This window comes from Hydrogenophaga sp. Root209 (assembly GCF_001428625.1).
In the GTDB taxonomy this organism is placed as follows: Bacteria; Pseudomonadota; Gammaproteobacteria; order Burkholderiales; family Burkholderiaceae_C; genus Hydrogenophaga.
On record NZ_LMIE01000033.1, the window covers coordinates 41,058 to 61,967 of the forward strand.

20 protein-coding genes and 1 pseudogene are annotated in these 20,910 nt (G+C 64.9%); 15 read left to right on the forward strand and 6 right to left on the reverse strand.

Annotation, left to right across the window (positions count from 1 at the left end; genetic code table 11):
* Positions 1-9 precede the first annotated feature (9 nt).
* From ASE11_RS23050 to ASE11_RS26035, 8 genes and pseudogenes are all read left to right on the forward strand, one after another.
* Positions 10-2,384: pseudogene (locus ASE11_RS23050) on the forward strand (conjugal transfer protein TrbE).
* The gene (gene trbJ / locus ASE11_RS23055; RefSeq protein WP_056277484.1) at positions 2,381-3,145 is read left to right on the forward strand and encodes a P-type conjugative transfer protein TrbJ; all 765 of its coding nucleotides are present in this window, start codon (positions 2,381-2,383) and stop codon (positions 3,143-3,145) included. Before ASE11_RS23050 ends, trbJ begins: the two are co-directional and overlap by 4 nt.
* A gap of 27 nt (positions 3,146-3,172) precedes the next feature.
* Positions 3,173-4,540 (forward strand): P-type conjugative transfer protein TrbL, encoded by a 1,368-nt coding sequence (gene trbL / locus ASE11_RS23060; RefSeq protein WP_056277486.1) that lies wholly within the window; start codon positions 3,173-3,175, stop codon positions 4,538-4,540.
* 12 nt (positions 4,541-4,552) lie between these two features.
* Positions 4,553-5,257 carry a conjugal transfer protein TrbF gene (trbF, locus tag ASE11_RS23065; RefSeq protein WP_056277489.1) on the forward strand — a complete coding sequence of 235 codons (705 nt, stop codon included), beginning with the start codon at positions 4,553-4,555 and terminating at the stop codon, positions 5,255-5,257.
* The gene (gene trbG / locus ASE11_RS23070) at positions 5,254-6,267 is read left to right on the forward strand and encodes a P-type conjugative transfer protein TrbG (RefSeq protein ID WP_056277491.1); all 1,014 of its coding nucleotides are present in this window, start codon (positions 5,254-5,256) and stop codon (positions 6,265-6,267) included. The genes trbF and trbG overlap by 4 nt, the downstream gene beginning before the upstream one ends.
* 8 nt (positions 6,268-6,275) lie before the next feature.
* Positions 6,276-7,583, forward strand: a complete 1,308-nt coding sequence (locus ASE11_RS23075) for a TrbI/VirB10 family protein (RefSeq protein WP_235501450.1) — start codon at positions 6,276-6,278, stop codon at positions 7,581-7,583.
* Entirely contained in the window at positions 7,580-7,855 is a 276-nt protein-coding gene (locus ASE11_RS23080; protein WP_056277494.1) for a DUF2274 domain-containing protein, read from the forward strand. The genes ASE11_RS23075 and ASE11_RS23080 overlap by 4 nt, the downstream gene beginning before the upstream one ends.
* Positions 7,856-7,969: 114 nt before the next feature.
* Positions 7,970-8,218, forward strand: coding sequence for an AlpA family transcriptional regulator (locus ASE11_RS26035; RefSeq protein WP_156406467.1), 249 nt, complete (start codon positions 7,970-7,972; stop codon positions 8,216-8,218).
* On the opposite strand, the gene ASE11_RS23085 is transcribed toward ASE11_RS26035, so the two are convergent.
* Both ASE11_RS23085 and icd read right to left on the reverse strand, forming a co-directional pair.
* Positions 8,208-9,416 (reverse strand): tyrosine-type recombinase/integrase, encoded by a 1,209-nt coding sequence (locus ASE11_RS23085; RefSeq protein ID WP_056277497.1) that lies wholly within the window; start codon positions 9,414-9,416, stop codon positions 8,208-8,210. The genes ASE11_RS26035 and ASE11_RS23085 overlap by 11 nt on opposite strands.
* Before the next feature lie 185 nt (positions 9,417-9,601).
* On the reverse strand, positions 9,602-10,855 hold the full coding sequence (gene icd / locus ASE11_RS23090; RefSeq protein ID WP_056277500.1) for an NADP-dependent isocitrate dehydrogenase: 1,254 nt from the start codon (positions 10,853-10,855) through the stop codon (positions 9,602-9,604).
* A 210-nt stretch (positions 10,856-11,065) separates the two neighbouring features.
* On the opposite strand from icd, the gene ASE11_RS23095 reads away from it, so the two are divergent.
* On the forward strand, positions 11,066-11,515 hold the full coding sequence (locus tag ASE11_RS23095) for a DUF192 domain-containing protein (RefSeq protein WP_056277503.1): 450 nt from the start codon (positions 11,066-11,068) through the stop codon (positions 11,513-11,515).
* 27 nt (positions 11,516-11,542) lie between these two features.
* Here the strand turns inward: ASE11_RS23095 and ASE11_RS23100 are convergent, their stop codons facing one another.
* The 3 genes from ASE11_RS23100 to xseA all read right to left on the reverse strand — a co-directional run bounded on the left by ASE11_RS23100 (position 11,543) and on the right by xseA (position 15,943).
* Positions 11,543-13,780, reverse strand: a complete 2,238-nt coding sequence (locus ASE11_RS23100; RefSeq protein ID WP_056277505.1) for an NADP-dependent isocitrate dehydrogenase — start codon at positions 13,778-13,780, stop codon at positions 11,543-11,545.
* Between the two features lie 239 nt (positions 13,781-14,019).
* The gene (locus ASE11_RS23105; RefSeq protein WP_056278063.1) at positions 14,020-14,601 is read right to left on the reverse strand and encodes a superoxide dismutase; all 582 of its coding nucleotides are present in this window, start codon (positions 14,599-14,601) and stop codon (positions 14,020-14,022) included.
* A 100-nt stretch (positions 14,602-14,701) separates the two neighbouring features.
* The gene (gene xseA / locus ASE11_RS23110) at positions 14,702-15,943 is read right to left on the reverse strand and encodes an exodeoxyribonuclease VII large subunit (protein ID WP_056278066.1); all 1,242 of its coding nucleotides are present in this window, start codon (positions 15,941-15,943) and stop codon (positions 14,702-14,704) included.
* Positions 15,944-16,358: 415 nt separating this feature from the next.
* Between xseA and ASE11_RS23115 the strand changes: the two genes are divergently transcribed.
* The 6 genes from ASE11_RS23115 to adk all read left to right on the forward strand — a co-directional run bounded on the left by ASE11_RS23115 (position 16,359) and on the right by adk (position 20,365).
* Positions 16,359-17,000 carry a MotA/TolQ/ExbB proton channel family protein gene (locus tag ASE11_RS23115; RefSeq protein WP_056277508.1) on the forward strand — a complete coding sequence of 214 codons (642 nt, stop codon included), beginning with the start codon at positions 16,359-16,361 and terminating at the stop codon, positions 16,998-17,000.
* A gap of 4 nt (positions 17,001-17,004) precedes the next feature.
* Entirely contained in the window at positions 17,005-17,442 is a 438-nt protein-coding gene (locus tag ASE11_RS23120; RefSeq protein WP_056277511.1) for an ExbD/TolR family protein, read from the forward strand.
* A 25-nt stretch (positions 17,443-17,467) separates the two neighbouring features.
* Positions 17,468-18,538 carry a tetraacyldisaccharide 4'-kinase gene (lpxK, locus tag ASE11_RS23125; RefSeq protein ID WP_056277514.1) on the forward strand — a complete coding sequence of 357 codons (1,071 nt, stop codon included), beginning with the start codon at positions 17,468-17,470 and terminating at the stop codon, positions 18,536-18,538.
* A 27-nt stretch (positions 18,539-18,565) separates the two neighbouring features.
* Positions 18,566-18,772, forward strand: coding sequence for a Trm112 family protein (locus ASE11_RS23130; protein ID WP_056278068.1), 207 nt, complete (start codon positions 18,566-18,568; stop codon positions 18,770-18,772).
* Positions 18,769-19,551: a 3-deoxy-manno-octulosonate cytidylyltransferase gene (gene kdsB / locus ASE11_RS23135; protein ID WP_056277517.1), complete on the forward strand. Its 783-nt coding sequence runs from the start codon at positions 18,769-18,771 to the stop codon at positions 19,549-19,551. Before ASE11_RS23130 ends, kdsB begins: the two co-directional genes overlap by 4 nt.
* Positions 19,552-19,708: 157 nt before the next feature.
* Positions 19,709-20,365 (forward strand): adenylate kinase, encoded by a 657-nt coding sequence (gene adk / locus ASE11_RS23140; RefSeq protein ID WP_056277519.1) that lies wholly within the window; start codon positions 19,709-19,711, stop codon positions 20,363-20,365.
* A gap of 60 nt (positions 20,366-20,425) precedes the next feature.
* Here the strand turns inward: adk and ASE11_RS23145 are convergent, their stop codons facing one another.
* A complete protein-coding gene (locus ASE11_RS23145) occupies positions 20,426-20,905 on the reverse strand; it encodes a DUF6152 family protein (protein WP_235501432.1) in 480 nt (159 codons plus the stop codon).
* Positions 20,906-20,910 lie beyond the last annotated feature (5 nt).

The window sequence follows — 20,910 nt, forward strand, 5'->3', positions numbered from 1 at the left end:
GACAACGCCATGCTCAACCTCTCCGAGTACCGGCAACGCCCCGCCCTGCTGGCCGACTGGTTGCCGTGGGCCGGACTGGTGGCGCCCGGCGTGGTGCTGAACAAGGACGGCTCGTTCCAGCGCACCGCACGTTTCCGGGGCCCTGACCTGGACAGCGCCACGCAAGGAGAACTGGTGGCCACCACCGCGCGCCTGAACAACGCGCTGCGCCGCCTGGGCTCAGGCTGGGCGCTGTACGTGGACGCCGAACGTCGGCCGGCGGCCGACTATCCGCGTTCGCCCTTTCCGGAAGCGCTGTCGTGGCTGGTGGACGAAGAACGGCGCGCCGCCTTCGAGGAATCGGCCAGCCACTTCGAGAGCCGCTACCACTTCACGCTGCAGTACCTGCCGCCCGAAGAGTCCCGCGCGCGGGCCGCAGGCCTGCTCTACGAAAACCGCTCCAGCAACGGGGTGGACTGGCGCGAACGGCTGGCCGCCTTCGTCGCCGAGACCGACCGCGTGTTCGACCTGCTCGACGGGGTGATGCCCGAGATCGCCTGGCTGCAGGACGCCGACACGTTGAGCTACCTGCACACCACGGTGTCGCCACGCACTTACCCGGTGACCGTGCCCGAGGTGCCGTTCCACCTGGATGCGTTGTTGGCCGACGCGCCTCTGCTGGGTGGTCTGGCGCCCATGCTGGGTGACGCTTATCTGCGGGTGGCCACGGTGCGCGGGTTCCCCACGTCCACCTGGCCCGGCGTGCTGGACGACCTGAACCGGCTTGGCTTCGGTTACCGCTGGTCCACGCGCTTCCTGTGCATGGACAAGGCAGAGGCCGAGAAGGAGCTGGGCCGACTGCGCCGGCAGTGGTTTGCCAAGCGCAAGAACGTGCTGGCCCTGTTGCGCGAGACGCTGTTCCAGCAGGAGTCGCCGCTGGTGGACACCGACGCGGGCAACAAAGCGGCGGATGCCGACGCGGCCCTGCAGGAGCTGGGCAGCGACCAGGTGGCCTTCGGCTACGTGACCGCCACCGTCACGGTGCTCGATGGCGACGCGACCGCTGCCGACGAGAAGCTGCGCATGGCCGAGCGCGTGATCCAGGGGCGCGGCTTCGTCACCATCCCGGAGACACTGAACGCGGTGGAGGCCTGGCTGTCGTCGATCCCGGGCAATGCCTACGCCAATGTGCGCCAACCCATCGTCTCCACGCTGAACCTGGCACACCTGATGCCGGTGTCAGCGGTGTGGGCCGGGCCGGAGCGCAACCGGCATCTGGACGGTCCGCCACTGGTCGTGACCCGCACCGAAGGCTCCACGCCGTTCCGGCTGGTGACCCACGTGGGGGGTTCCGCCGCTACCCCGGCTCGCGCATCTTCGCGTTCGACATGGGCCGTTCGATTCGCGCCACGGTGCTGGGCCTTGGTGGCGAGCACTACGACCTGGGCAGCGACGGCGACATCGCTTTTCAGCCACTGGCCGGCATCGACCAGGAGGGCTACCGCAGCTGGGCCGCCGAGTGGGTCGAAGGCCGGCTGGTGCACGAGGGCGTGGCCGTGGGGCCGGACGAGAAGGCCGCGATCTGGTCGGCACTGGGCAGCCTGGCCGGCGCGCCGCGCGAGCAGCGCACGCTCACCGGTCTGTCGGTGCTGCTGCAGTCCAATGCGCTGCGCCAGGCGCTCGCGCCCTACGTGCTGGGCGGAGCCCACGGCAAGCTGCTGGACGCCGACCACGACCGCCTGGGCACGGCCGACGTGCAGTGCTTCGAGATGGAAGAGCTGATGGGCAGCCGTGCGGCGGTGATGGCCGTGCTGGGCTATCTGTTCGCACGCTTCGAGGCGCGCTTCGATGGTGCCCCCACGTTGCTGATGCTGGACGAGTCCTGGCTGTTCCTGGACGACCCGGTGTTCGCGGCGCGCATCCGCCAGTGGCTCAAAACGCTGCGCAAGAAGAACGTGTCGGTGCTGTTCGCGACGCAGAGCCTGGCCGACATTCAGGGATCGAGCATCGCGCCGGCCATCGTGGAGAGCTGCGCGAGCCGCATCTTCCTGCCCAACCCGCAGGCCACCGAGCCCCAGGTGCGCTCGATCTACGAGGCCTTCGGCCTGAACCGCCGGCAGATCGAGATCGTGGCCACCGCCGTGCCCAAGCGCGACTACTACTACCAGTCGCGGCTGGGCAACCGCCTGTTCGACCTGGACCTCGGACCTGTGGCACTGGCCTTCGCCGGGGCCTCCACACCACAGGACCAGCGCCTGATCGACGAGGTGCTGGCTTCGCACCCGACCGAGGGCTTCGCCCCGGCCTGGCTTCGCCGCCGTGGCCTGGACTGGGCGGCCGATCTCTTTCACCAACACCCCCACCACCAACCCGGGCATGCCCGACCTTCAGGAGAAACGCCATGAGCTTTCAGTTCCCCACCCGAGCCCTCAAGTCCCGCCTGACCGCACTGGCCACCGCCGCCGCGCTGACCCTGGGCGTCACGCAGCCCGCGCATGCACTCTTCGGCGTGGGCGACATCGTGCTGGACCCGGTCAACCTGGTGCAGAACACCATGACGGCTGCGCGCACGCTGGAGCAGATCAACAACCAGATCCGCCAGCTGCAGAACGAGGCGCAGATGCTGATCAACCAGGCGCGCAACCTGGCGAGCCTGCCGTTCAACGTGGTCAACCGCCTGCGCTCGACGCTGGACACGACGCGGCAATTGATCGCGCAGGCTCAGGGCCTGGCCTACCAGGTGTCGAACCTCGACACCGAGTTCGCCCGCCTCTATCCCGAGCAGTACGCCGCCACCGTGAGTGGCAACCAGATGTTCCAGGACGCGCGCCAGCGCTGGAAGAACACGCTCAACGGCCTGCAGACCGCCATGCAGATGCAGGCCCAGGTGTCGCAGAACCTGAGCCTGGACGAAGGCGTGCTGGCCGACCTGGTCAGCCAGAGCCAGTCGGCCACCGGCGCGCTGCAGGCCATGCAGGCCACCAACCAGTTGCTGGCCCTGCAAGCCAAGCAGTCCATCCAGTCGCAGCAGCTGATGCTCACGCAGGACCGTGCTGCCTCGCTGGAACTGGCCCGGCAGGCCGCCGCCATCGAGCGCGGCCGCGAGGTGACGCGCCGCTTCATCGGCACCGGCACGGGCTACACGCCTCAGGGTGTGAGCTTCTAAGGCCACTGAACCACCCGAGGCCCTTTCATGGACGACGTCGCCGTCATCGACCGCTTCCTGAACACCTTCTCCACCTACATCGACTCGGGTTTCGGGTTGCTGAACGGCGAGGTCGCTTTCCTCACCGCCACGCTGGTGGCCATCGACATGACCCTGGCCGGTCTGTTCTGGGCCATGGGCCATGCCTCCGGGCAGGGCGAGGACGTGATGGCGAAGCTGATCCGCAAGGTGCTTTACGTGGGTGCCTTCGCCTACATCATCGGCAACTTCAACAGCCTGTCGGGCATCGTGTTCCGCTCGTTCGCCGGCCTGGGCTTGCAGGCCAGTGGCTCGGGCATGAGCCTGGCCACCTTCCTGCAGCCGGGCCACCTGGCCAAAGCCGGCATCGATGCGGCAGCTCCCATCCTGCAGCAGATCAGCGACCTGTCCGGCTTTCCGGAGGTGTTCATCAACATCGCACCCATCGTGGTGCTGTTCCTGGCCTGGCTCACGGTGATCGTGAGCTTCTTCGTGCTGGCCGTGCAGCTTTTCGTGACGCTGCTGGAGTTCAAGCTGACGACGCTGGCCGGCTTCGTATTGGTGCCCTTTGCCTTGTGGAACAAGACCACCTTCCTGGCAGAGAAGGTGCTGGGCAACGTGGTGTCGTCGGGCATCAAGGTGCTGGTGCTGGCGGTGATCGTGGGCATCGGCACGGGGTTGTTCGCCCAGTTCCAGACGGCACCAGCAGAGCCCTCCATCGACCACGCGCTGGTGGTGATGCTGGCCTCGCTTTCATTGCTCGGCCTGGGCATCTTTGGGCCTGGCATCGCGACCGGTCTGGTGTCCGGCGCGCCGCAACTGGGCGCGGGCGCAGCAGCCGGAACGGCGCTGGGCGCTACGGGTCTGGCGGTGGCCGGAGGCGCTGCCGTGGCAGGTGCAGGTGCGGCCGTGGCCGCCGGCGCACGCATGGCACCCGGTGCGGCACGGGCCGCGATCGGCAGTGGCGCCTCAGCCGCCCGTTCGGCCGGTGGCCTCGCGGCCGGCGCGAAATCCGCCTACGAGGCCGGCGCTGCCGCGTCCTCGGGCGGTCCGCTGCGCGCCGCCGGTGCCGGCGTGGCCAACGTGGCCCGCACAGGCGCCAGCGCGGTGGGCCAAAAACTGGCCGATGGCGCCAAGGCCGTGAAGGACAAGGTTTCGGGCTTCGTGGCGGACGCTGCCGCGCCAGCGGCTGCCGGCGCCGAGTCGGCCACCACAGGCTCCTCCAGCCCGACCCCAGCCACCGAGCCCGCCTGGGCGCAGCGCATGCGCCGGCGCCAGCAGATGGGGCACGCCGCCACGACGGCCGCGCACACCCTGCGCGGTGGCGACGGGGGCGGCTCGGGCAGCGGGCCCAGCCTTCGTGATTCGGATTCCTGAGGAGAACCCAGCATGCGATTCAAACGACCGCAGGTGCGCTATGCCGACACGCCGCTGCCTGCCACCCCCTACCAATCGGCCGCACAGGCCTGGGACGAGCGCATCGGATCGGCCCGCGTGCAAGCCCGCAACTGGCGCCTGATGGCCTTTGGCTGTCTGTCGCTGGCCTTGTTGATGGCCGGTGGTCTGGTCTGGCGCTCGGCGCAGTCCATCGTGACGCCCTACGTGGTGGAGGTGGATCAGGCCGGGCAGGTGCGCACCGTGGGCGAAGCCGCCTCACCCTACCGCCCCGGCGATGCGCAGATCGCGCACCACCTGGCCCGCTTCGTGACGCTGGTGCGTTCGCTGTCCATCGACCCGATCGTGGTGCGGCAGAACTGGCTGGACGCCTACGACTACACGACCGACCGCGGGGCCGCCGTGCTCAACGAATACGCCCGCACCAACGATCCGTTCGTGCGGGTGGGCAAGGAGTCGGCAACGGTGCAGATCACCAGCGTGGTCCGGGCCAGCGATGCCTCATTCAACGTGCGCTGGACCGAGCAGCGCTTCGTCAACGGCGCACCGGCCGGCACCGAGCGGTGGACGGCCGTGGTCTCGACCGTGCTGCAGACGCCGCGCACTGAGCAGCGCCTGCGCAAGAACCCCCTGGGCATCTACGTCAACGGCCTGTCCTGGAGCCGCGAACTGGATGCAAACGAAGGAAGCAAACCATGAACACCCCGAACCCGACCCAGCGCCTGCTCTTCAGTGCGATCGCCGTTGCTGCGGCCTTGACGGGTTGCGCGTCGCAAGGCACGCCGCCACCCGTGATCCCGCTGGACGAGCCCGTGATGGCGCAGCCCCTGCCCGAGCCGCCCCAGCCGGTGGAGGTGGTCGCGGTACCGCAGGTGCTGCCCATGCCCTCGCAGATGAAGCCGCTGCCTGCAGCGCAGGACAAGCCGCCCGTGTCCGAGCCCGTGGACGAACGGCTGCGGGTGTCAAGGGCCAACGAAGAGGCCCGGGTCGCACCGACGCGTGAGGGCTACGTCAATGCGATCCAGGTCTGGCCGTACACCGACGGTGCGCTGTACCAGGTCTACGCAGCGCCGGGCCGCGTGACAGTGATTTCGCTGCAAGCGGGCGAAGAGCTGGTCACGGTGGCGGCCGGCGACACGGTGCGCTGGATCGTGGGCGACACGTCCAGCGGATCGGGCGATGCGCTGCGCGTGAACGTGCTGGTCAAGCCGGTGCGCACCGGCCTGAAGACCAACCTGGTCATCACCACCAACCGGCGCACCTACCTGATCGAGTTGACCTCAACCGAGAAGGCGTGGATGGCCTCGGTGTCCTGGGACTACCCCAAGGACCGCATGCTGGCCTTGCAGCGTCAGGCCCAGGCGGCACAGACTGCAGCACCGGTGGACGCAGGACTGTCGCTGGAACGCCTGCGCTTTCGCTACGCAATCAGCGGCAGCACGCCGCCCTGGAAGCCCTTGCGGGCCTTTGACGATGGCGAGAAGGTCTACATCCAGTTCCCGGCTGGCATCGCGCAAGGCGAGTTGCCGCCGCTGTTCGTCATCGGTGCGCAGGGCGACGGCCAGTTGGTGAACTACCGCTTCCGCTCGCCCTACTACATCGTCGACCGCCTGTTTGGTGCAGCAGAACTGCGGCTGGGCGCCGACAAGGGCGACGTGGTCCGCATCGAGCGCACGGACGTATGGCCGCCGACCACTCGGAGGAACTGAACATGCCCATGCACGACCCCGCACTGTCAGGGGCGCCCGGCCGCCCTGCAGCGGCCAAAGTGTCGCCCGAATCGATGGCGCTGCGCGCCCAGCCGCGACCGGTGACCCGGCTCAATCGCCGCAGCCTCGCGCTGCTGGCGGGTCTGCTGGCCTTGGGCGTGCTGGGGGCGACGGTCTGGTCGCTGCAGCCCAAGACCCGTCGTGAGTCCAGCGAGCCCGCCGAGCTGTTCAACGTTGATCGCGTCTCGCGCTCCGAGGGCCTGGGGCAGTTGCCTGCGGATTACTCCAAGCTGCAACAACCCGCACCGGTGCCAGAGTTGGGGCCACCCCTGCCCGGCGACCTGGGCCCAGCCATCGTCAAGTCGCAACAGCCAGTGGTCCCGAGCTATTCGCCACCGGGACACGATCCTGCCGCGTCAGAGCGCGATGCCCGGCGCAAGGAGTCCGAGCAGGCTGCCGCAGCATCGGTGTTTTTTCGCGATGGTTCGCAGCGCGCGGCAACTGCTGCGCCGTCCCCTGCGGCCCCTGGAACGCAGAGCTCGGCGCCCAGCGACCTAACAGGTTTCGACCCCATGGCGGCAGGCCCCGCGTCCACGCCAGCGCAGACCGGCGGTGCCGACGCCACGGCGTCACAGAACCGGCAAGACCAGAAAGAGGCTTTCCAGAAAGCCGCTTCCACGGAAACACGCAATTCCGGCTCGCTGCAACTGCCCCCCTCGCCCTACCAGGTGATGGCGGGTACGGTGATCGCCGGTGCTCTGGTCACCGGCATCCAGTCCGACCTACCCGGCGACGTGATCGCCACGGTCACCGAGCCGGTCTACGACACCGCCACCGGCAAACACCTGCTGATCCCGCAGGGATCTCGCGTCCTCGGGCGCTACAACAGCCAGGTGAGCTATGGCCAGAGCCGGGTGCAGGTGGTGTGGAACCGGGTGATCCTGCCCGACACGTCCTCGCTGACACTGGACAACCTGGTGGGTTCCGACCCTGCCGGGCGTGCTGGACTCGAAGACGGCGTGGACTGGCACTGGGATCGCGTCTTTACAGGCGCCGCGCTGACCTCACTGCTGGGCATCGGTGCCGAGCTGGCCGCGCCCGACAACCGGCAGGACGATAGCCGCATCGTGATCGCCGGACGCGACAGCTTGCAGGACAGCGTGAACCAGATCGGTCAGGAAGTGACCCGCCGCAACCTGAACATCCAACCGACACTGACCGCCCGACCGGGTTTGCCCATGCGCGTCATCGTCAACCGAGACCTGGTGCTGCGGCCCTACCAGCCGCTGTTCTTCGTTCGAGGAGTACCACGATGAGCACGGCCCGTAAGCTGCGCTTGGGGCCACTGCCCAAGACAGAGAACATCAAGCTGACCTTCTCTTGTCCATCCGACCTGAAGGCCGAGCTGGATCGCTACGCCGCCCTGCATACTCAGACCTATGGCGAGGCGACGGATGTGCTCGCCCTGATTCCGCACATGCTGGCGGCGTTCATGGCGCGAGATCGCGGGTTCAGGAAACACCCAGTTGAAGACCGCCGCAAAACTACTCGATCGGGCCCGTCGGAACCTACACAAACCGCGACGTAAATCCACGCAGCACATGGTGCTACGCCCTGCTACGCCGTGGCGAGTTTTCTTCTGTGACTCCTCTATTGAGAATGGGATCACAGTCGCTCGATTACCGCGCGCAGGAGCTTGACCATGAAAGACGAAAAGTTGGCGCCGCCCAGCAGACCCATAACCAGCTTCCCGCCAGGCGCGCTCGTGCGCAGCTCGGACATCTGCCGTGATCCCAAACGCGGCTACGCCGGCATCCTGCCGATCGACCGGAGCACCTGGCATCGGTGGGTGAAGTCGGGCAAAGCGCCGGTCGGTCGCTACCTCGCGGGGACTTCCACACGCGTATGGGAGATCGAGTCAGTCCGCAGCCTGGGAGCAACTACGTCGTAATCGTGTCAATCCGGTCTGCAAGCCACTGCAAGGCCTTGCGGCGCTCGTCGGCGTATTCGGCATGGGTGTAGGCCGCCACGACTGAACTGCGCTCCTGGTGCGCCAGCAACCGCTCCACAACGTCCCGAGTGAAGCCGTTTTCTCGGAGAAGCGTGGCCGCCGTCCCGCGCGTGCCATGCGGAGAAAACTCTGGCACACCGAAATCCAGGCGTTTGATGAAGTGGTTGAGCGTGGCGTCAGATATCGGTTTCCCCTGCCCGCCCAGGAAGCGCATCGGGAACACATACTCCCCATGCCCTGACATCTTCTTGAGTTCCTGCAGCAGCTCTACTGTCTGTTGCGACAAATAGACCCGGTGCGGGCTGCGCATCTTCATCCTTATGGCTGGAATATCCCAGATGCCCGCCGCCAAGTCGAACTCCTCCCATTTCGCCAACCGAAGCTCGGACTTGCGAACCATGGTCAGCATGAGCAGCTTGACCGCATAGACGGTCACAGCACTGGCCGTGTGCTGCATGCCCACCTTCTTCCAGAAGGCAGCAAGTTCCTTTTCCGACAAGTGCCGATGGTGCGTTTTGGGCGGCACTTTGATGACGCCCCGGATCGCAACTGCGGGGTTGCTGTCCACCAGCAGCTTGCGGATCGCGTGGTTGAAGATCTGCTGAATCAACGCACGACAACGATCCGCCGTTGTCGGTACGTGCTTGAGCGCCTCCACGATGGACAGCACGTGGGCCGGCTTCACCTCCACCAATACCTTCTCCCCGATCGTTGGGTTGATGTAGGCATCCAGAAGGCGGATTGTCTGGCTGCGGTAGCTCTCGGACCGATAGAACAGGGTATCGGCGATCCACTGCTTGGCGAAGGACGCAAATGTGACGCGCGCGCGGTCTTCTGCCTCCCGCTGTGCTGTGGTCTCACGGGTGAACTTGATCGGGTCCACCCCCTTGGCCACCAGCGCGCGCAACTCCGCATGTTTGTCCCGGGCGTCGGCAATGCCGATCTCGGGATACGGGCCGATCGTCAGCTTTGGCCGGCTACCACCAATCCGATAGCTGTAGCGCCAGACCTTCGAGCCCGTGGCCAGTACCTCGACGTACAGGCCCCCGCCATCCGTCAGCACGTAGGGCTTGGCCTTGGGCTTGGCCGCGTTGATGACGGTCGCCCGAAGGGCGTAGTTGACACTGCGATCTGCCATGGGTGGCTCCATGAAATCGGCGAAAGGTCACCGACATGGCTCCATATTCTGCACCATGGAGCAATTCATGGAGCCATGGAGCCGCAATACAGACCACCTTCGCGCAACGACGGGCAACAAAGAAGCCCCGAGTCCATGAGGAAACGAGGCTTTTTTGCCACCCGGCACACCCAGGCAAAACGAGATTACATGTTATCGATCATCACTTGACCGAAACCCGAGCAGCTCACCTGCGTGGCGCCTTCCATGAGGCGGGCGAAGTCGTAGGTGACCTTCTTGCTGGCGATGGATTTCTCGATCGAACTGATGATGAGGTCTGCGGCCTCCGTCCAGCCCATGTGGCGCAACATCATTTCGGCAGACAGGATTTCGGAACCGGGGTTCACATAGTCCTTGCCGGCGTATTTGGGCGCGGTGCCGTGCGTGGCTTCGAAGCAGGCCACGGTATCGGACAGGTTGGCGCCGGGCGCGATGCCGATGCCACCGACCTGGGCCGCCAGGGCATCCGAGATGTAGTCACCGTTCAGGTTGAGCGTGGCCACCACCGAGTACTCGGCCGGGCGCAGCAGGATCTGCTGCAGGAAGGCATCGGCGATGCTGTCCTTGACGACGATGTCACGTCCCGTTTTGGGGTTTTTGAACTTGCACCACGGGCCGCCGTCGATCAGCTCGGCGCCAAATTCCTTCTGCGCGAGGGCGTAGGCCCAGTCCCGGAAGCCACCTTCGGTGTACTTCATGATGTTGCCCTTGTGCACGATGGTCAGGTTGGGCTTGTCGTTGTCGATCGTGTACTGAAGGGCCTTGCGCATCAGGCGCTCGGTGCCTTCGCGCGACACCGGCTTGATGCCGATGCCCGAGGTGTTCGGGAAGCGGATTTTGGTCACGCCCATCTCTTCCATCAGGAACTTGATGAGTTTCCTGGCCTTGTCGGACTCGGCTTCGTACTCGATGCCCGCATAGATGTCTTCCGAGTTCTCGCGGAAGATCACCATGTTGGTCTTCTCGGGTTCTTTCAGGGGCGAAGGCACGCCCTTGAAGTACTGCACCGGGCGCAGGCAAACGTAGAGGTCGAGCTCCTGACGCAGCGCCACGTTGAGCGAGCGGATGCCGCCGCCCACGGGCGTGGTCAGCGGTCCCTTGATGGAGACAACGTACTCGCGCAGCGCGGCCAGGGTTTCTTCCGGCAGCCACACGTCGGGGCCGTAAACCTTGGTCGACTTCTCACCCGCGTAGACCTCCATCCAGTGGATCTTCTTCTGGCCGCCGTAGGCCTTGGCCACGGCGGCATCAACCACCTTGAGCATCACCGGCGTGATGTCCAACCCAGTGCCGTCACCTTCGATGTACGGCACGATGGGCTGATCGGGCACATTCAGCGACATGTCGGCGTTGACGGTGATTTTCTCGCCCTGGGGGGGTACTTTGATGTGTTGGTACATGTTGGAGAGCTCCGTGGTGTCTGGTGCCGGCGGCCGGCTCGCAGAGCCCAGGCTCGCCTGAAGGTCGCGCTGAAGCGCTGCGGAAATTCTAGTCCCCCCCAAGCACCCCAACGCAGCGTGGAAGCCTTCCTGCCAGATACACACCGGACACACGCCGGGCATTGGGTTGGCGGAGAATGCGGGCCTGAAGCGAACCACCCCATTCATTGCATGAAAAAACTGTCCATCCACCTGCTGTCTTTGCTGTTCCTCGTGGTGGGGCCGGCCTGGTCTCAGGATTCGCCCCAACTTCAATTGCCACGGGTGACCCTGTCAGCCGGCATGCACCTGATCCAGGCGCAGCTGGCAACCACCCCGCAGGAGCGCGCCGTGGGCCTGATGTTTCGCAAGGAGATGCCGGTCAACGAAGGCATGCTGTTCGCGTTCGAGCACGCCTCGGAGCAATGTTTCTGGATGAAGAACACCTTGCTGCCGCTGACGGCGGCGTTCGTGGCCGACGACGGCACCATCGTCAACCTCGCGGACATGCAGCCGCAGAGCCTGGCCTCGCACTGCTCTGTCAAGCCGGTGCGCTACGTGCTGGAAATGAACAAGGGTTGGTTCGACAAGCGCGGCCTCAAGGCGGGCTCAAAGCTGAGCGGCCCACCGTTCACACGGTAGGCCGCTTCATCTACTCACACGCCATCTTCAAGCCTGCACTGAAGCCAGCGCCGCGTTGAAGGTCTTGCTGGGTCGCATGATGGCCTCGAGCTTGTCGAAGTCGGGCTTGTAGTAGCCACCGATGTCCACTGCCTTGCCCTGGACGGCCGCCAGCTCGGCCACGATCGTCTTTTCGTTGTCGGCCAGTTGCTTGGCCAGTGGCGCGAATTTGGCACCCAGCGCTGTGTCTTCGGTTTGAGCAGCCAGCTCCTGGGCCCAGTACAGCGCCAGGTAAAACTGGCTGCCCCGATTGTCGAGCTGGCCGGTCTTGGGCGAAGGGTTCTTGTTGTTGTCCAGCAGCTTGCCCGTGGCCGCGTCCAGCGTCTTCGCCAGCACCTTGGCCTGCAGGTTGCCGGTCTTCAAACCCAGGTCTTCCATCGACACCGCCAGCGCGAGGAACTCACCCAGGGAATCCCAGCGCAGGTGGTTTTCTTCCACCAACTGCTGCACGTGCTTGGGCGCCGAGCCACCGGCGCCCGTTTCGTACATCCCTCCGCCGGCCATCAGCGGCACGATGGACAGCATCTTGGCACTGGTGCCCAGCTCCATGATGGGGAACAGGTCGGTCAGGTAGTCGCGCAGGATGTTGCCGGTGGCGCTGATGGTGTCCAGGCCGCGGATCACGCGCTCCAGCGTGTAGCGCATGGCACGCACCTGGCTCATGATCTGGATGTCCAGGCCACTGGTGTTGTGCTCGTGCAAGTACATCTTGACCTTGGTGATGAGCTGCGCTTCGTGTGGGCGGTACTGGTCGAGCCAGAACACGACCGGCATGCCCGAGTTGCGCGCCCGGTTCACGGCCAGCTTGACCCAGTCGCGGATCGCGGCGTCCTTGACCTGGCACATGCGCCAGATGTCGCCCTGCTCCACGTCCTGGCTGAGTAGCACTTCGCCGGTGGCCAGGTCGGTGATGTTGGCGACACCGTCTTCGGTGATCTCGAAGGTTTTGTCGTGTGAGCCGTACTCCTCGGCCTGCTGAGCCATCAGGCCCACGTTGGGCACCGTGCCCATGGTCTTGGGGTCAAAGGCGCCGTGCCACTTGCAGAAGTTGATGATCTCCTGGTAGATGCGGGCGAACGTGGACTCGGGCATCACGGCCTTCACGTCCTTCAGGCGGCCATCGGCGCCCCACATCTTGCCGCTGTTGCGGATCATGGCCGGCATGGAGGCGTCGACGATGACGTCGTTGGGCGAATGGAAGTTGGTGATGCCCTTGGCTGAATCGACCATGGCCAGCTCGGGGCGGCCCTCGTGGCAGGCGTGCAGGTCGCGCTTGATCTCGTCCTGCTTGGACTGCGGCAGCGTGGTGATCTTGTTGTAAAGATCAACCATCCCGTTGTTGACGTTGACACCCAACTCGTCGAACAGCTTGCCGTGTTTCTCGAACGCGTCCTTGTAAAAGATCTTCACGCAGTGGCCGAACACGATGGGGTGCGAGACCTTCATCATGGTGGCCTTGACGTGCAGCGAGAACATCACGCCGGTCTTGTGCGCGTCTTCGATCTCCTTCTCGTAGAAGGCCAGCAGCGCCTTCTTGCTCATGAACATGGAGTCGATGATCTCTCGGTCCAGCAGCGCGACCTTGGGCTTGAGCACGATGGTCTTGCCGCTCTTGGTGATCAGCTCCATCTTGACGTCGCGCGCCTTGTCCAGCGTCATGGACTTTTCACCGTGGTAGAAGTCGCCCGCGTGCATGTGCGAGACGTGCGAACGCGAAGCCTGGCTCCACTCGCCCATGCTGTGTGGGTTCTTGCGCGCATATTCCTTCACGGCTCTGGGTGCGCGCCGGTCGGAATTGCCCTCGCGCAGGACCGGATTGACGGCGCTACCGGTGCACTTGGAGTAGCGCGCGCGAAGCGCTTTTTCCTCCTCGGTCTTCGGGTTTTCCGGATAGTCGGGGATCGGATAGCCCTTGGCTTGCAACTCCTTGATGCAGGCCACCAGTTGCGACACGGACGCACTGATGTTGGGCAACTTGATGATGTTGGCTTCGGGCTTGAACGTCAGCTTGCCGAGTTCGGCCAGGTGGTCCGGCACGCGCTGCGCTTCCGTCAGGCACTCGGGGAAAGCGGCCAGCACGCGCGCGGCCACCGAGATGTCGCTGGTGGCGACGTTGATGCCCGCGGGTGCCGCGAAGGTGCGGATGATGGGCAGGAACGCACTGGTCGCCAGCAAGGGGGCTTCGTCCGTCAGGGTGTAAATGATGGTGGGTTGCTGGCTGCTCATCGCGTATCTCCAAAATTGTTGGGCTGAGGTCTTCGAACCGCTCCGGCACAGGATTTCCGGCGGACTGGATCGAACCGTATGTGATTTTGCTTTCGGGAGTCTGATTCAAACCCCATTTTTTGAACCGCCATCTCACAATGCAAAAATAGCAGTGAAATATCCGATTTCTTTTTCAGATTGCCACCAACAAAAAGGGCCCGAAGGTTGCCCTTCGAGCCCAGTCACCGGGAAGCGGTCCTTCAAGCGAAGTTGGCTTCGGCAAACGACCAGTTCACCAGTTTGTCGAGGAAGGTTTCCACGAACTTGGGACGGGCATTGCGGTAGTCGATGTAGTAGGCGTGCTCCCACACATCCACGGTCAGCAGAGCCTTGTCGCCGGTGGTCAGCGGGGTACCTGCTGCTCCCATGTTGACGATGTCGACGGAGCCATCGGCTTTCTTCACCAGCCAGGTCCAGCCCGAACCGAAGTTGCCCACGGCGGACTTCACAAAGGCTTCCTTGAATGCGGCGTAGCTACCCCACTTGGCGACGATGGCAGCAGCCAGTGCGCCGGACGGCTCGCCGCCGCCGTTGGGCTTCATGCAATTCCAGAAAAAAGTGTGGTTCCAGATCTGCGCGGAGTTGTTGTAGATGCCGCCGCTGGATTTCTTGACGATGGACTCCAGGTCCATGGCTTCGAACTCGGTGCCTTTTTGCAGGTTGTTGAGGTTGACCACATAGGCGTTGTGGTGCTTGCCGTGGTGGAACTCCAGCGTTTCACGGCTGTAGTGGGGAGCCAGTGCGTCCAGGGCGTAAGGCAATGCGGGCAGGGTGTGTTCCATGGGTTCCTCGTGAGTGGTGTTGTTGAAAGACTCGCCGCCAGGTTTCGGCAGGCCTGCGATCAGGCGGCCATTGTAGGCACGCGACTGTGCAGCGATGGTGTCAGGGTTTCTGGTCAGGCGCTTGCACCCGCACATCGACGCTGCCATCGGCCAGCGTGGCCCTGAGCTGCTGGCCAGGTTGCACCTGAGCAGCCCGCGTCACCGCCAGGCCTTGTACGTCGGTGAGAAATGCATAGCCGCGCTCCAGCACCAGTTGGGGGTCAAGCAGGCCCAGCGAGAGCTCGCACCGCTGCAAGCGCTGCTGCTGCTGGTTGAACGAGCGTTGCAAGGCGCTCGGCAACTGCGCTTCCAGGGCTCGCAGCCGGCTGCGCCGCTGTTGCGTGCTCAGCATCCACCCGCTCTGCAACCGATGCTGCAGACGGCTGAGGTTTTGCAGGCTGTCGTGCAGCCGCGCAGAGGGGCGCCCCATGCGCTGCGCCAGCCGGTCCAGCCGCTGACCGCGCTGGTCAAGGATGCTGAAGGCTGCCGTGCCAAGGCGCTCCTGCAGGTAGTCGAGTTCACCAAGGCGCTGTTCGCGCGCCGGGGCGCAAAGTTCTGCTGCAGCCGTGGGCGTGGGCGCCCGCAGATCGGCCACGAAGTCGGCCAGGGTGAAATCGGTCTCGTGCCCGACGCCGCACACCACGGGCATTGGTGCGCGCGACACCATGCGCACCAGTTCGGGGTCGTTGAACGACCACAGGTCTTCCAGAGATCCCCCACCGCGCACCAGCAGCAGGACCTCGCTCTCGCCCATTTCCGTATGGCGTCGGTACGCTGTCTGCAGTGCTGCACACAGCTCGGCTGGCGCCTGGGCACCCTGCACCGAAGCCGGGTAGATCACCACGGGCAGATGCGGCACCCGCCGCTGGAGGGCGGTCACCACGTCGCGCAAGGCAGCAGCCCCCAGCGACGTGACGACACCGATGCTGCGCGGCTGGGGCGGCAAGGGCCTTTTGCGTGCCGCGTCGAAGAGTCCCTCGGCCTCCAGCTGGGCCTTGAGCCGAAGAAATTGCTCGAACAGCGCGCCCTGCCCGGCTGGCTGCAAGCTGTCCACGATCAGTTGCAGTTCACCGCGCGCGCCGTATACGTCGAGCTTGCCGCGGGCCTGCACAAGTTGTCCATCGCGCGGAGCGAACGTGAGCTGCTCGGCCGAGCGCCGAAACAGCGCGCAACGCACCTGCCCGGTTTCGTCCTTCAGGGAAAAATAACAATGGCCGCTGGACGCGCGCGAGAAGCCGGATATCTCCCCGCGCACCGCCACCGGATTGAACCGCGCGGCCAGGGTGTCCGCCACAGCTCGCATGAGCGGGCCAACTGCCCACACGCGCCCCGCCGATGTGGCGTCCAATCCGGAAAACGGCTCAACCACGGGCGTCTCCCAGGAAAAAGTGTCCACAGACCGCATGAACGCTGGCGTTTTGGTGAGAGAAGCCTGCGTGCACAGGCTGGGGCGAATAGCGCATTGATTCAGAAGCGTTTTGCACTGCCTGTTTGCTGATCGATCTGTCAAAACTGAAGCCCCGCGCGGGCTGGCACCACTTGCGCGCCGGGTTCTTCACAAAGTTATCCACAGAATCTGTGCACTAAGGTCAGCGCGTTGCGTGGTGCATAGGGTACGGGGTTGGGGGCTGTTTCGCGGGGCAGGCACCACCCCTGAGACATAATCGCCGCACTGTCTCGCGCCGCGCGTCCCTGCGGCACCCGCCTGGAGCCCAGACTTGCTTTCCATCATACAAGCCGCCGGATGGCCCATCTGGCCACTGATCCTCTGTTCCGTCATCGGATTGGCCCTCGTCATCGAACGATTCGTCAGTCTCAAAACAGCGAAGATCTTTCCCCCCAAACTGTTGGACGAGGCCATCATGGTGTCGCGCAATGGCGTGCCAGGGCCGGACGTGGTGACCCAGCTTGAACAGAATTCCGTGCTCGGCACGGTGCTCGCCAGCGGTTTTCGCACCTTCAACAGCAACCCACGTGCCAGCGAGGACGACTTGCGCGCCAGCCTGGAGGGCGCCGGTCGCCAGGCTGCTGCGCAGTTGCAACGCTACCTCGGCGCGCTGGCCACCATCGCATCGGCTGCGCCCCTGCTCGGACTGCTGGGCACCGTCATCGGCATGATCGAAATCTTTGGCTCCCAGGGCGCGCAAGGAGCTGGCGTGGTGCCAGGCGTGGGGGACCCCGCCCAACTGGCCCAGGGCATCTCGATTGCCCTCTACAACACCGCCTTCGGCCTGATCGTGGCGATCCCCGCGCTCATCTTCTGGCGTTATTTCCGCGCCCGGGTCGACGACTACCTGCTCAATCTGGAGCTGGCGGCAGAGCGGTTCGCGCGCCACCTGCTGAGCCTGCGCAAGCACTGAAGCCATGAATTTCCGTCCCGGCTCGCGCGATGAACCCGAGATCAACCTGATCCCGTTCATCGACATCCTGCTGGTGGTGCTCATCTTCCTGATGCTCACCACCACATACAGCAAGTTCACCGAACTCAAGGTGAACCTGCCGGTGGCCGATGCCCAGGCACCCAAGAACAACACACAGGAAGTCGTCGTGGCGGTCGGCAGCGATGGGCGCTACTCGATCAACAGGCAGGTGCTTGAAGGCGCCAGCGTCGAGTTGCTCACAAGTGCGTTGAGCCAGGCATCACAAGGCAACGCAGAGACCGTGATCATCATCAGCGCCGATGCCACGGCCACCCACCAGTCGGTCATCAACGTGATGGATGCTGCCCGCCGCGCAGGCCTTGTCCAGATCACGTTTGCCACCCAGCAGACGGGCGCCGCAGCAGCCCGTGGCAAGCCCTGACGGGCTGACTCCCCGCCGCGCGCCGATGAGTCAGTCCCGCTGGCAGGCGCTATGGTTGGTGCATTCCCGCAAGCGAGGTTGGCTGGCCCGTCTGCTGTGGCCGGTCTCACAGGTGTACGCCGGCCTGATGGCTTTGCGTCGAACCTTGTATGTGCTCGGCATCTTCAAGACCCACCGCATCAAGGTGCCGGTGATCGTGATCGGCAATGTGGTGGTGGGCGGCGCGGGCAAGACGCCCACGGTGATCGCGGTGGTGAACCACCTGCGCGACCAGGGCTGGCGTCCTGGCGTGGTCTCGCGCGGCCACGGCCGGCACAGCCAGGAGATCGTCGAAGTCAGGCCTGATATGCCGTTGGAAGAATGCGGCGACGAACCCGCCCTGATTCGTCAGCGCACAGGTGTCCCCGTGTTTGTGGCTGCCAGCCGTGTCGCGGCAGCCGACACTTTGGTGGGAGCGCACCCCGAGGTGGACGTCCTGGTTTGCGACGACGGCCTGCAGCACTGGGCTTTGCACCGCGACCTGCAGATCGTCGTGTTCGACGACCGCGGCACGGGCAACGGCTGGTTGCTGCCGGCCGGCCTGCTGCGCGAAGCATGGCCTCGCGGCTCCAGCGGCAGCCCGCTGCAGGATATGGTCCTGCACCAGCACCGCGAAGATGCGCTTGCGCCTCCCCCGATCAGCGCGCCCGGCGCATCGCTGTTCAGCGCGACACGGCGGCTTGCCGCTCATGCCGTGGGGCCGACCGGAGATCGCATTCCATTGCACGAGTTGCGCACCCACCGCCTGACCGCGGTGGCCGGCATCGCCAGACCCTCGGTGTTTTTTGACATGTTGCATGCAAGGGGTCTGCGGCCCGAGCGAAAAGTGGGTTTGCCCGACCATGCCGATGCAGCCGACTATGCGGCGTTGATCCAGGACTCCGAGTGCACCCTGCTCTGTACCGAGAAGGACGCTGTCAAGCTGTTTCCCCTGCTGGCCGAGGCCCAGCCCGCCTCGCGTGTCCAGGCATGGGCCGTGCCTCTGGAACTGACGCCAGAACCGGCCTTCTTCAACACGCTCGACCACCGACTTCACACGCTCGGGCGCAAGCCCTGAATGGGCACGCGCGACTATCATCGCAAGATGGACACCAAACTGCTCGAACTGCTGGTCTGCCCCGTCACCAAAGGGCCCCTGATCTTCAACCGCGAGAACCAGGAACTGCTCTCTCGCAGCGCACGTCTGGCCTACCCGGTGCGCGACGGGATCCCGATCCTGCTGGAGCACGAGGCCCGTCCGTTGACCGACGAAGAAGCCGCCCGGCCCAACGCGCCCACGCCTCTGCCATGAGCGCTGCGCCGGAGCCGAATGACTTTGTGGTCCTGATCCCCGCCCGACTGGCCTCCTCCCGCCTGCCCAACAAGCCGCTGGCTGACATTGCGGGTCTGCCCATGGTGGTTCGCGTGGCCCGGCAAGCGCAACTCAGCGGTGCTCGCCTGTGTGTGGTGGCGGCGGACGACCTGCGCATCGTTGAGGCTTGCGAAACACACGGCGTCAAAGCCATCCTCACCCGCAACGACCATCCCAGTGGAAGCGACCGACTGGCCGAGGCCTGCGCCTTGCTGAGCTTGGCCGACGACGAGGTGGTGGTGAATGTGCAGGGAGACGAGCCCCTGATCGACCCCGATCTCATCAATGCCGTGGCCGCGCAACTGAAAGCCCGACCCGATTGCGTCATGAGCACGGCTGCGCATGCCATCGATCAGTTGGCCGATCTCCTGAATCCCAACGTCGTCAAGGTGGTGCTGGACCGTCGACAGACAGCGCTTTACTTCAGCCGTGCGCCCATTCCCTGGTGGCGCGACGGCATTTCCGCCGATGGCGCTCCATCGCTACCCTCACCCGCGCCGTTGCGACATGTGGGCCTGTACGCATATCGCGTGGGATTCTTGAAGCGTTTCCCCAGCCTGGAACCCGCTCCGCTGGAAACCACGGAATCGCTGGAACAGCTGCGGGTGTTGTGGCACGGCGAGCGCATTGCGGTGCACCTGAGCGCGGTCGCGCCCGGTGCGGGCGTGGATACACCCCAAGACCTCGACAGGGTCCGCCGCATGCTGTCTCGGGACTGACTCCACGCACCAGGGAACAGCCCGGTTTGGCGCCCTGCGGCGTAAGCCGGACGCGAGGATGTGCATGCTATCCTCGATTGGTTGCCCCGGCCCCCACGCCTTGGGCGGCCGCTCGAGACAAGCGGCCAAGCCATTGAAACACCATAGAAGGAAAGCGATGAGACTGATTTTGTTGGGAGCTCCGGGAGCCGGCAAAGGAACGCAGGCGACGTTCATTTGCCAGAAGTACGGCATTCCCCAGATTTCCACCGGCGACATGCTCCGTGCAGCGGTCAAGGCCGGCACCCCGCTGGGGCTGCAAGCCAAGGCCGTCATGGAATCTGGCGGCCTGGTCAGTGACGACCTGATCATCAACCTGGTGAAGGAGCGCATTGCACAACCCGACTGCTCGGGTGGTTTCCTGTTTGACGGCTTCCCCCGCACGATCCCGCAGGCCGACGCCATGAAAACCGCCGGCGTCAAGCTGGACTACGTGCTGGAGATCGACGTGCCTTTCGATGCGATCATCGAGCGCATGAGCGGGCGCCGTTCGCACCCTGCCTCGGGTCGCACCTACCACGTGAAGTTCAATCCGCCCAAGGTCGAAGGCAAGGACGACGTGACCGGCGAGCCACTCATCCAGCGCGAAGACGACAAGGAAGAAACCGTGAAAAAGCGGCTGGAGGTCTACAGTGCCCAGACCCGCCCGCTGGTCGACTACTACAGCAGTTGGGCGCGCAATGACGCCACTGCTGCGCCACAGTACCGCGCCATCAGCGGCATGGGCTCGGTCGAAGACATCACGGCGCGCGCCTTCGAGGCGCTCTCGAAGTAGCCCACCGTCCCCCCCAAAAAACCCGGCCTTGAGCCGGGTTTTTTGATGGGGCGCAGCGCCTCATGCCGGGCTGGAGCGCAGGCCATACACCTTGCCGCCGAGAAACACGTATTCGGCCCGCACGATGGCAGCGCCCGCCTCATCCTTGAAGGTGAAGCCCACCAACGAGAGCGCATCTCCATTCTTGATCTCGGGCATCTGCCACTGCCCCAGGCGGAACAACGGAGCCAACTCCACCTCCCAGCGCCGATCGCGCCGCGTCGGAACCACCGCCTTGGCCAGCAACGCAGGTCCGTCCACACCGGCGGTTTGCGCAGGCAGTGCGCGCTGGGCCAGATCGGCGGGCAGGCGCAGCGGTTCAGGCAGCTCCAGCACCAGTTCAACGTGCGGGTTGCGCCATTTCACATCGGCAGCCTTGCCTTGGAGGTAGATCGGGCGGCTCTGATCGAAGCTGCTCCAGCCATGGTGCGCCAGGGCACCGGTGGGGCCACCGCCCCAGCCCAGCAGGGCCACCAGTTGTACAAAATCACGTCGTTGCATGGTGC

What these genes read in the sequence shown, in the direction of transcription:
- ASE11_RS23100 (WP_056277505.1), bottom strand. Translation starts at nt 13,780, where the DNA reads ATGAGCAGCCAGCAACCCACCATCATTTACACCCTGACGGACGAAGCC.
- adk (WP_056277519.1), top strand. Translation starts at nt 19,709, where the DNA reads ATGAGACTGATTTTGTTGGGAGCTCCGGGAGCCGGCAAAGGAACGCAG.
- ASE11_RS23095 (WP_056277503.1), top strand. Translation starts at nt 11,066, where the DNA reads ATGAAAAAACTGTCCATCCACCTGCTGTCTTTGCTGTTCCTCGTGGTG.
- xseA (WP_056278066.1), bottom strand. Translation starts at nt 15,943, where the DNA reads ATGCGAGCTGTGGCGGACACCCTGGCCGCGCGGTTCAATCCGGTGGCG.
- trbJ (WP_056277484.1), top strand. Translation starts at nt 2,381, where the DNA reads ATGAGCTTTCAGTTCCCCACCCGAGCCCTCAAGTCCCGCCTGACCGCA.
- ASE11_RS23075 (WP_235501450.1), top strand. Translation starts at nt 6,276, where the DNA reads ATGCACGACCCCGCACTGTCAGGGGCGCCCGGCCGCCCTGCAGCGGCC.
- lpxK (WP_056277514.1), top strand. Translation starts at nt 17,468, where the DNA reads ATGAGTCAGTCCCGCTGGCAGGCGCTATGGTTGGTGCATTCCCGCAAG.
- ASE11_RS23080 (WP_056277494.1), top strand. Translation starts at nt 7,580, where the DNA reads ATGAGCACGGCCCGTAAGCTGCGCTTGGGGCCACTGCCCAAGACAGAG.
- ASE11_RS23085 (WP_056277497.1), bottom strand. Translation starts at nt 9,416, where the DNA reads ATGGCAGATCGCAGTGTCAACTACGCCCTTCGGGCGACCGTCATCAAC.
- trbG (WP_056277491.1), top strand. Translation starts at nt 5,254, where the DNA reads ATGAACACCCCGAACCCGACCCAGCGCCTGCTCTTCAGTGCGATCGCC.
- trbL (WP_056277486.1), top strand. Translation starts at nt 3,173, where the DNA reads ATGGACGACGTCGCCGTCATCGACCGCTTCCTGAACACCTTCTCCACC.
- ASE11_RS23145 (WP_235501432.1), bottom strand. Translation starts at nt 20,905, where the DNA reads ATGCAACGACGTGATTTTGTACAACTGGTGGCCCTGCTGGGCTGGGGC.
- ASE11_RS26035 (WP_156406467.1), top strand. Translation starts at nt 7,970, where the DNA reads ATGAAAGACGAAAAGTTGGCGCCGCCCAGCAGACCCATAACCAGCTTC.
- ASE11_RS23130 (WP_056278068.1), top strand. Translation starts at nt 18,566, where the DNA reads ATGGACACCAAACTGCTCGAACTGCTGGTCTGCCCCGTCACCAAAGGG.
- ASE11_RS23105 (WP_056278063.1), bottom strand. Translation starts at nt 14,601, where the DNA reads ATGGAACACACCCTGCCCGCATTGCCTTACGCCCTGGACGCACTGGCT.
- trbF (WP_056277489.1), top strand. Translation starts at nt 4,553, where the DNA reads ATGCGATTCAAACGACCGCAGGTGCGCTATGCCGACACGCCGCTGCCT.
- ASE11_RS23120 (WP_056277511.1), top strand. Translation starts at nt 17,005, where the DNA reads ATGAATTTCCGTCCCGGCTCGCGCGATGAACCCGAGATCAACCTGATC.
- icd (WP_056277500.1), bottom strand. Translation starts at nt 10,855, where the DNA reads ATGTACCAACACATCAAAGTACCCCCCCAGGGCGAGAAAATCACCGTC.
- kdsB (WP_056277517.1), top strand. Translation starts at nt 18,769, where the DNA reads ATGAGCGCTGCGCCGGAGCCGAATGACTTTGTGGTCCTGATCCCCGCC.